Genomic DNA, 7,996 nt, shown 5'->3' with positions numbered 1-7,996 from the left:
GCACCGATGCGCGGCACGTCGCCGCCATGTGGGGCGTCCCAGTCGTCTGAGTGGTCAGGACACGGAGACGGAGGGCTCGGCGCCCTCGACCGGCTCCATCGACTCGGCGAGCTTCATCGCCTCTTCGATCAGCGTCTCCACGATCATCGCCTCGGGGACGGTCTTGATGACCTCGCCCTTCACGAAGATCTGGCCCTTGCCGTTGCCGGAGGCGACTCCCAGGTCGGCTTCGCGGGCCTCGCCGGGACCGTTGACGACGCAGCCCATGACGGCGACGCGCAGGGGCACCTCGAGGCCCTCGAGGCCGGCGGTGACCCGCTCGGCCAGCGTGTAGACGTCGACCTGGGCGCGGCCACAGGACGGGCAGGAGACGATCTCGAGCTTGCGAGGCCGCAGGTTCAACGACTGCAGGATCTGGATGCCGACCTTGACCTCCTCGACCGGCGGGGCCGACAGGGACACCCGGATGGTGTCGCCGATGCCCTGCGAGAGAAGGGCACCGAACGCGGTGGCCGACTTGATGGTGCCCTGGAAGGCCGGACCGGCCTCGGTGACACCGAGGTGCAGCGGCCAGTCCCCCGCCTCGGCGAGCAGCTCGTAGGCCCGCACCATCACGACGGGGTCGTTGTGCTTGACGGAGATCTTGAAGTCCCGGAAGCCGTGCTCCTCGAAGAGGCTGGCCTCCCACACCGCGGACTCGACGAGCGCCTCGGGCGTGGCCTTGCCGTACTTCTCGAGCAGGCGCTTGTCGAGCGAACCTGCGTTGACACCGATCCGGATCGACGTTCCGCGGTCGTTGGCGGCCTTCGCGATCTCCTTGATCTGGTCGTCGAACTTCTTGATGTTGCCGGGGTTGACCCGGACGGCAGCGCAGCCGGCGTCGATCGCTGCGAAGACGTACTTCGGCTGGAAGTGGATGTCCGCGATCACGGGGATCTGGCTGTGCTGGGCGATCTCCGCCAGCGCGTCGGCGTCGTCCTGGCTCGGGCACGCCACGCGCACGATGTCGCAGCCCGCGGCGGTCAGCTCGGCGATCTGCTGGAGCGTCGTGTTGACGTCCGAGGTCAGCGTCGTGGTCATCGACTGCACCGACACCGGGTGGTCGCTGCCGACGCCGACCTTGCCGACATTGATCTGGCGGGTGGTTCGGCGCGGAGCCAGTACCGGAGGGGGCGCTTCCGGCATGCCCAGGCTGATCGACGTCATGGCTTCAAGACTAGTCGCCGGACCTCGTTCGTCAGGATTCGAGGTGGACCGGAACGACGAGGTCGCCGACGATCAGCACGACACCCATGACGAGCAGGGCGCTCGCGACGACGTACGCGATGGGCAACAGCTTGGCCGCGTCGACGTAGCCCGGGTCGGGGCGACGGAAGACCTTCGCCCACCCGCGGCGGATTCCCTCCCACAGCGCACTGGCGATGTGGCCGCCGTCGAGCGGCAGGAGCGGTACGAAGTTGAACATGCCGATGAAGAAGTTGAAGCCGGCGATCAGCATGAGCAACGAGATCGTCTTGTCCTGCACGTTGATCTCGTCGTGGGACGCGACCTCACCCGCGAGGCGGCCGCCGCCGACGATGCTGACGGGTCCGAGCGGGTCGCGCTCCTCGACGCCGACGATCGCCTTGGCAACACCCCAGACCTTCTCCGGCAGGGTGGCGAGTGACTTGGCCACGTCGACGGTCATGTGGCCCATCTGACCGATCGTGTAGAAGACGCCGCCGGTCGTCGGGTACGACACCGGAACGACGCCGAGGAAGCCGACCTTCTTGTCGACCTTCTGTCCCGCCTTGTCGGGCGGGCGCACCGTGGTCGTGGTGTGGAAGGTCACCTCCCGGCCGTCGCGTTCGACGACGACCTCGGCCTCCCGGGTGCCGTTCTTCTTCACCAGGTCCTGCATCTGGCTCCAGCTGGTGATCGTGGTGCCGTTGAACGACACCATCCGGTCACCCACGTGGAGGCCCGCGGAGTACGCCGGCGTTGGCCTCTCCCGAAGCTCCTCCGCGGTGCATTCCCGACCGGACTCGTTCGCCGGGATCACGCACGCGCTGACTTCCTTGATCGTCGTCTCGGTCGTCTTGTCGCCGCCGTTGCCGTAGGTGGCGAAGACGCCGGCGAAGATGAAGAACGCGATCAGGATGTTCACCGTCGGGCCACCGGCCATCACGATGACCTTCTTCCACCACGGGAAGCGGTAGAAGAGGCGGTCGTGGTCCTCCGGGCCGACCAGCTCCCACTCGGCCGCACGCGCGTCCGAGATCAGCTGGGTGAACATGCCGGTGTTGGACTTGCGGACCTTGAAGACCTCGTTGCCGTCGGCGTCCACCTCGACCTCGTCGGCGAGGTCGGCGGCCGCCGGGGGCAGCATGCCGACGATCTTGACGTAGCCACCGAGCGGGATCGCCTTGACGCCGTACTCCGTCTCGCCGACCTGCTTGCTCCACACGGTCGGCCCGAAGCCGATGAAGTACTGCGTGACCTTCCCGCCGAACTTCTTCGCGGGAATCATGTGCCCGAGCTCGTGCAGGCCGATGGACGCCAGGATCGCGGTGAAGAAGATCAGGACGCCGAGGGTGTAGAGCAGAACGGTCATGCGGGCGATCAGGTCCTTGCGGTCAGGAAGCGGCGATGGAACGGGCGGCGGCGTCCCGCGCCCACGCGTCGGCCGCGAGGATGTCGTCGAGGGACAGCTGCTCATCCGAGGGTACGTCGTGTGCGGCTACCGCGCTGGCGACGACGTCAACGATCCCGTTGAAGTCCAGGCGGCCGGTGCGGAACGCCTCGACGGCGACCTCGTTGGCCGCGTTGTAGACCGCCGGCACGGTGGCACCGCGGGCGCCCGCGGCACGGGCCAGCGCGACCGCCGGGAAGGCCTCGTCGTCGAGCGGGAAGAACTCCCACGTCTCGGGCTTCGTCCAGTCGACCGCCGGTGCGGAGTCCGGGACCCGGTCCGGCCAGGACAGGCCGAGGGCGATCGGGATCAGCATGGTCGGCGGGCTGGCCTGGACCAGGGTCGAGCCGTCGACGAACTCCACCATCGAGTGCACGACGCTGGTCGGGTGCACCACGACCTCGATCCGGTCGTACGGGATCCCGAAGAGCAGGTGTGCCTCGATCACCTCGAGGCCCTTGTTGACCAGGGTCGCGGAGTTGATGGTGATCACGGGGCCCATGTCCCAGGTCGGGTGGTTGCCCGCTTCCTCGGGGGTGACCTGCGTGAGCTGGTCGCGGGTCCGCCCGCGGAAGGGTCCCCCGCTGGCGGTGAGCACCAGTCGTCGTACCTCTGCGGCGGAGCCGCCCCGCAGGCACTGTGCGAGGGCGCTGTGCTCGGAGTCGACCGGCACGATCTGGCCGGGCTTCGCCCGCTCCAGGACCAGGGGGCCGCCCATGACGAGCGACTCCTTGTTGGCCAGCGCGAGCGTCGTACCGGCGTCGAGGGCCGCCAGGGTGGGGCGGAGCCCGACGGCGCCGGTGATGCCGTTGAGGACGACGTCGCAGGTCTCCTGGGCGGCGTCGACGCTCGCCTCCTCGCCCAGTCCGTGGAACCGCGGGGAGAACTCGGCGACCTGCTTCTCGAAGAGGTCGGGGTTGCTGCCGCCGGCGGTCAGGCCGACGACGCGGAACCGGTCGGGGTTCGCCCGGACCAGGTCCAGGGCCTGGGTGCCGATGGAACCCGTCGAACCGAGAATGACGATGTCCTTCACCGGACCATCCTCTCAGGCCGGCAGCGCGGCGCACGCCGCGGAGCGGCACGCGGCGACGCCCGTGGGCCGGAGGCCCGTGCGGCGAGCTGCGTGTGCGACGCGCTCGGCCAGTTCAATGCAGCAGGCTGTCGGCGGCGGCGTACGGGTCGGTCTCGCCGGCGACGACCGCGGCAGCCAGTGCGTCGAGGCGGTCACCCTCGCCGACCGTTCCCCACCGTCGGCGCAGGGCCGTCAGGGCGAGCGTCTCGATCTCGTTGCGGGCGCGTCGTACGCGACGGCGCTGGAGCTCACCGCTCTCTCGCAGCCAGTTGCCGTGCTCCTCGATGGCGTCGACCACTTCGACGACACCATCGCCGTTCGAGGCCGTGGTCTTCAGGACCGGGGGCTGCCAGGCACCGTCGCGGCGCTCGGCGAGGCCGAGCATGGAGCGCAGGTCGCGGCGCACCTTCTCGGCGCCCTCGCGGTCGGCCTTGTTGACGACGTACAGGTCACCGATCTCCAGGATGCCGGCCTTCGCCGCCTGGATGCCGTCGCCCATGCCGGGAGCGAGCAGCACGATCGTGGTGTCGGCCTGGCCGGCCACCTCGACCTCGCTCTGCCCGACGCCGACGGTCTCGACCAGGACGACGTCGAACCCCGCGGCGTCCAGCACGCGCAGGGCCTGCGGGGTGGTCCACGCCAGTCCGCCGAGGTGTCCGCGGGCGGCCATCGAGCGGATGAAGACGCCCGGGTCCAGGACGTGGTCGCCCATCCGGATCCGGTCCCCCAGGAGCGCCCCGCCGGAGAACGGTGACGACGGGTCGACAGCGAGTACGGCGACCCGCTGGTCACGCTTGCGCAGCTCGCCGATCAGCGCGTTGGTCGACGTCGACTTGCCGACGCCGGGCGAACCGGTGAGCCCGATGATCCGGGCGTGCCCGGCGTACGGCGACAGGACCCGGGTCAGCTCCGGCAGCAGCGGAGACTCGTCCTCGACGAGCGAGACGAGCCGACCGACCGAACGTGGATCGCCCTCGCGGGCCTTCTCCACCAATGCAGGAACGGCCGCCGCGGTGATCCCGCGGCGGCCGCCCTGAATGCTTGCGTCAGGCAAAGCGTTCCTGTCTGACTCGTCCGCCTCTTCAGGCAGAGGGGACCCGGATGACGAGGGCGTCACCCTGGCCGCCGCCACCGCACAGCGCGGCAGCACCGACGCCGCCACCGCGACGCTGGAGCTCGAGTGCGAGGTGGAGGGTGATGCGGGCACCGGAGGCGCCGAGCGGGTGACCGATGGCGATGGCGCCGCCGTTGACGTTCACCTTCTCCTCCGGGATGCCGAGGGCGCGAGCGGACTCGATGCCGACAGCGGCGAACGCCTCGTTGAACTCGACCAGGTCGAGGTCGGCAACGGTCAGGCCCGCCTTGTCGAGGGCCTTCTGGGTCGCGTTGGCCGGCTGCAGCTGAAGGGTGGAGTCGGGACCCGCGACCTGGCCGTGGCTGACGATCTCGGCGAGGATCGGCAGGCCGAGCTCCTCGGCCTTCGCCTTGGAGGTGACGACCACGACGGCCGCACCGTCGGAGATCTGCGACGCCGAGCCGGCGGTGATCGTGCCGGTCTTGGAGAACGCGGGACGCAGGCCCGCGAGCGACTCGGCGGTGGTGTCGCCGCGGACGCCCTCGTCGGCGCTGATGACGACCGGGTCGCCCTTGCGCTGCGGGATGCTCACGGGAACGATCTCGTCGTCGAAGACGCCGTTCTTCTGGCCGGCAGCAGCGAGCTGGTGCGAGCGGGCCGAGAACTCGTCCTGCTCCTCGCGGCTCAGCGGGTTCTCCCGGTCGGCGTTGACGGCCTCGGTCAGGTTGCCCATCGCCTGGGCGGTGGTCTGGTCGTACAGGGCGTCGTACGCCATCGAGTCGACGAGCGCGACGTCGCCGTACTTGAAGCCCTCACGGCTCTTGGGGAGCAGGTGGGGAGCGTTGGTCATCGACTCCATGCCACCGGCGAGGACGATCTCGGCCTCACCGGAGCGGATCAGCTGGTCGGCCTGGGCGATCGCGTTGATGCCCGACAGGCAGACCTTGTTGATGGTGATCGACGGGACGTTCAGGGGCAGGCCACCGGCGATACCGGCGCTGCGCGCGGGGTTCTGGCCGGCGCCGGCCTGGAGGACCTGGCCGAGGATCAGGTAGTCGACCTGGTCCGGCGAGACGCCCGACTTCTCCAGCGCGCCCTTGATGGCGACGCCGGCGAGGTCGGCAGCAGAGAAGGACTTGAGCCCTCCGAGCAGGCGGCCGATCGGGGTACGCGCCCCGGCGACGATGACGGTGGGGTTGTCGGACATTGCTGCCTCCGTGAAAGAACCGTGTGAAAGGAACAGGGTGAGGATGCGTTCGGGGGAAACGTGCGTCCGAACCTCATCAACACTACTCGCGGGTCACCGGCGTGTGGGAGTGGTCTCAACGCGGTCAGGCTGAGGCACTCGTCACAACCGGACAGGCAGCCGATGGTCCTGCGGACTTGGGCACAATGGGCCCATGAGCCTTGACCTGCCGAAGCACCTGTTCACCGCGATCGACCACGTCGGCATCGCCGTGCCCGACCTGGACGTCGCCATCGCGTTCTACCGCGACAACTTCGGCATGGTCGCCGTGCACGAGGAGACCAACGAGGAGCAGGGCGTCCGCGAGGCCATGGTCGCCGTCGGCGACTCGGGCTCCTGCATCCAGCTGCTCGCGCCCCTGAACGACCAGTCGACGATCGCCAAGTTCCTCGACCGCAGCGGCCCCGGCCTGCAGCAGCTCGCGTACCGCGTCACCGACCTCGACCAGGTCTCCGCGATCCTGCGCGAGCGCGGCCTGCGCCTGCTCTACCCCGAGCCCAAGCGCGGCACGGCCAACAGCCGGATCAACTTCATCCACCCCAAGGACGCCGGCGGCGTGCTGGTGGAACTGGTCGAGCCCTCGGCCGACGCCCACTGATCCGTCAGGCCCAGACCGTCAGGCCCAGCGGAACCGGAGCTCGTCCCCGGGGCGCAGCTGGGCCAGCCGGTCGGTGTCGGCGTCGATGACCACACCGACCACCGGATAGCCGCCCGTCACCGGGTGGTCAGGTCCGAACACCACCGGTCCGCCGTTCGGCGGGACCTGGATCGCGCCACGCAGCGCGCCCTCGCTCGGCAGCTGGCCACGGTCGGCTGCCGGCGTGAGGGACGCGCCTTCAAGGCGTAGCCCCACCCGGTCGCTGGCCGACCCGACCCGCCACGTCACGGAGACGAGTCGATCGGCATCGGTGACCCAGTCCGCGCGCGGGCCGCGCAGGACGCGCAGGACCGGCCGGTCGTCGTACGACTGCGACGGGACGGCGTCGACGAGCATCTCCCCCGCGATCGCGTCGCCGACCTCGAGCCGGTCGCCCGCCACGAGCGGCGCCGGGCCGAGTCCGGCGAGGGTGTCGTGCGAACGGGATCCCAGGAGGGGCGGCACCGCGATGCCCCCGCGCACGGCGAGGTACGAGCGCAGGCCCGTCGGCGGGATCCCGATGCGCAGCCGCTGTCCGGGGCGCAGCGCCAGGACGGCCCCCGTCGGTTCCGCGCGGCCGTCGACGTCGAGGGGAGCCGGGGCACCCGTCACGCACACCCACACGACACCGGTCGCCTCGATCTCCAGGCCGCCGAGGGCCACCTCGAGCGACGCCGCTCCGTCGGCGTTGCCCACCACCCTGTTCCCGAGCTGGTACGACGTCCGGTCGGCGGCGCCGCTGGAACCGACTCCGATCGCGGCGTGCCCGGGACGGCCGGCATCCTGCACGAGACAGGGTCCACCGACGGCCCGCACGAGCAGCCCGGTCATGTCGCCTCGAAGCGGACGGTCAGTCCCGCGCCGAGCAGTGCCGGCGGGTCCCGGTCGAGGTCCCACAGCACCGTGTCGGTCCGGCCGATCAGCTGCCAGCCGCCGGGCGAGGACCTTGGGTAGACCCCACTGAACTCCCCCGCCAGGCCGACCGCACCAGCAGGCACCTTGGCCCGGGGCGAGTCGTGCCGCGGCACCTGAAGCCGGGGATCACCGCCCACGAGATAGGCGAAGCCCGGCGCGAAGCCGCCGAAGGCCACTCGCCACGGCGTACCGGTGTGGGCGGCGACGACCTCGTCCTCGCTGAGCCCGGTGTGCGTCGCCACGAACGCCAGGTCCGGGCCGTCGTACCGCACCGGGAGGACGACCTCCGCGGATACTCCCGGGTCACAAGCACCGGAATTCGGCGCGTCCCGGTGCTTTTGACCCGGGACCACCGCCCGCAGCGCATCGAGAGTCACTCC

At 70.3% G+C, this 7,996-nt stretch carries 8 protein-coding genes; 1 reads left to right on the top strand and 7 read right to left on the bottom strand.

Annotated elements, in window-relative coordinates; all coding sequences use genetic code 11:
• Nucleotides 1–54 precede the first annotated feature (54 nt).
• From ispG to ACOADB_RS07250, 5 genes are all read right to left on the bottom strand, one after another.
• Nucleotides 55–1,206 carry a flavodoxin-dependent (E)-4-hydroxy-3-methylbut-2-enyl-diphosphate synthase gene (gene ispG / locus ACOADB_RS07270; protein ID WP_378597297.1) on the bottom strand — a complete coding sequence of 384 codons (1,152 nt, stop codon included), beginning with the start codon at nucleotides 1,204–1,206 and terminating at the stop codon, nucleotides 55–57.
• 31 nt (nucleotides 1,207–1,237) lie between these two features.
• Nucleotides 1,238–2,593: a M50 family metallopeptidase gene (locus ACOADB_RS07265; protein WP_378597296.1), complete on the bottom strand. Its 1,356-nt coding sequence runs from the start codon at nucleotides 2,591–2,593 to the stop codon at nucleotides 1,238–1,240.
• Between the two features lie 22 nt (nucleotides 2,594–2,615).
• Nucleotides 2,616–3,704: a 1-deoxy-D-xylulose-5-phosphate reductoisomerase gene (gene dxr / locus ACOADB_RS07260; protein WP_378597295.1), complete on the bottom strand. Its 1,089-nt coding sequence runs from the start codon at nucleotides 3,702–3,704 to the stop codon at nucleotides 2,616–2,618.
• 112 nt (nucleotides 3,705–3,816) lie between these two features.
• The gene (meaB, locus tag ACOADB_RS07255) at nucleotides 3,817–4,797 is read right to left on the bottom strand and encodes a methylmalonyl Co-A mutase-associated GTPase MeaB (protein ID WP_378597294.1); all 981 of its coding nucleotides are present in this window, start codon (nucleotides 4,795–4,797) and stop codon (nucleotides 3,817–3,819) included.
• Between the two features lie 28 nt (nucleotides 4,798–4,825).
• A complete protein-coding gene (locus ACOADB_RS07250; protein ID WP_378597293.1) occupies nucleotides 4,826–6,025 on the bottom strand; it encodes an acetyl-CoA C-acetyltransferase in 1,200 nt (399 codons plus the stop codon).
• Between the two features lie 193 nt (nucleotides 6,026–6,218).
• On the opposite strand from ACOADB_RS07250, the gene mce reads away from it, so the two are divergent.
• Nucleotides 6,219–6,662, top strand: coding sequence for a methylmalonyl-CoA epimerase (mce, locus tag ACOADB_RS07245; protein ID WP_378597292.1), 444 nt, complete (start codon nucleotides 6,219–6,221; stop codon nucleotides 6,660–6,662).
• 18 nt (nucleotides 6,663–6,680) lie between these two features.
• Here mce and ACOADB_RS07240 read toward each other — a convergent pair whose 3' ends face one another.
• Both ACOADB_RS07240 and ACOADB_RS07235 read right to left on the bottom strand, forming a co-directional pair.
• On the bottom strand, nucleotides 6,681–7,532 hold the full coding sequence (locus ACOADB_RS07240) for a biotin-dependent carboxyltransferase family protein (RefSeq protein WP_378597291.1): 852 nt from the start codon (nucleotides 7,530–7,532) through the stop codon (nucleotides 6,681–6,683).
• Nucleotides 7,529–7,996, bottom strand: a 468-nt coding sequence (locus ACOADB_RS07235; RefSeq protein WP_378597290.1) for a 5-oxoprolinase subunit B family protein, incomplete at its 5' end; no start/stop codon positions are given. The genes ACOADB_RS07235 and ACOADB_RS07240, both read right to left, overlap by 4 nt.

The organism is Nocardioides sp. CPCC 206348 (genome assembly GCF_048654705.1).
Classification (GTDB): Bacteria; Actinomycetota; Actinomycetes; order Propionibacteriales; family Nocardioidaceae; genus Nocardioides.
This window is presented reverse-complemented; position numbering and strand designations above follow the sequence as displayed.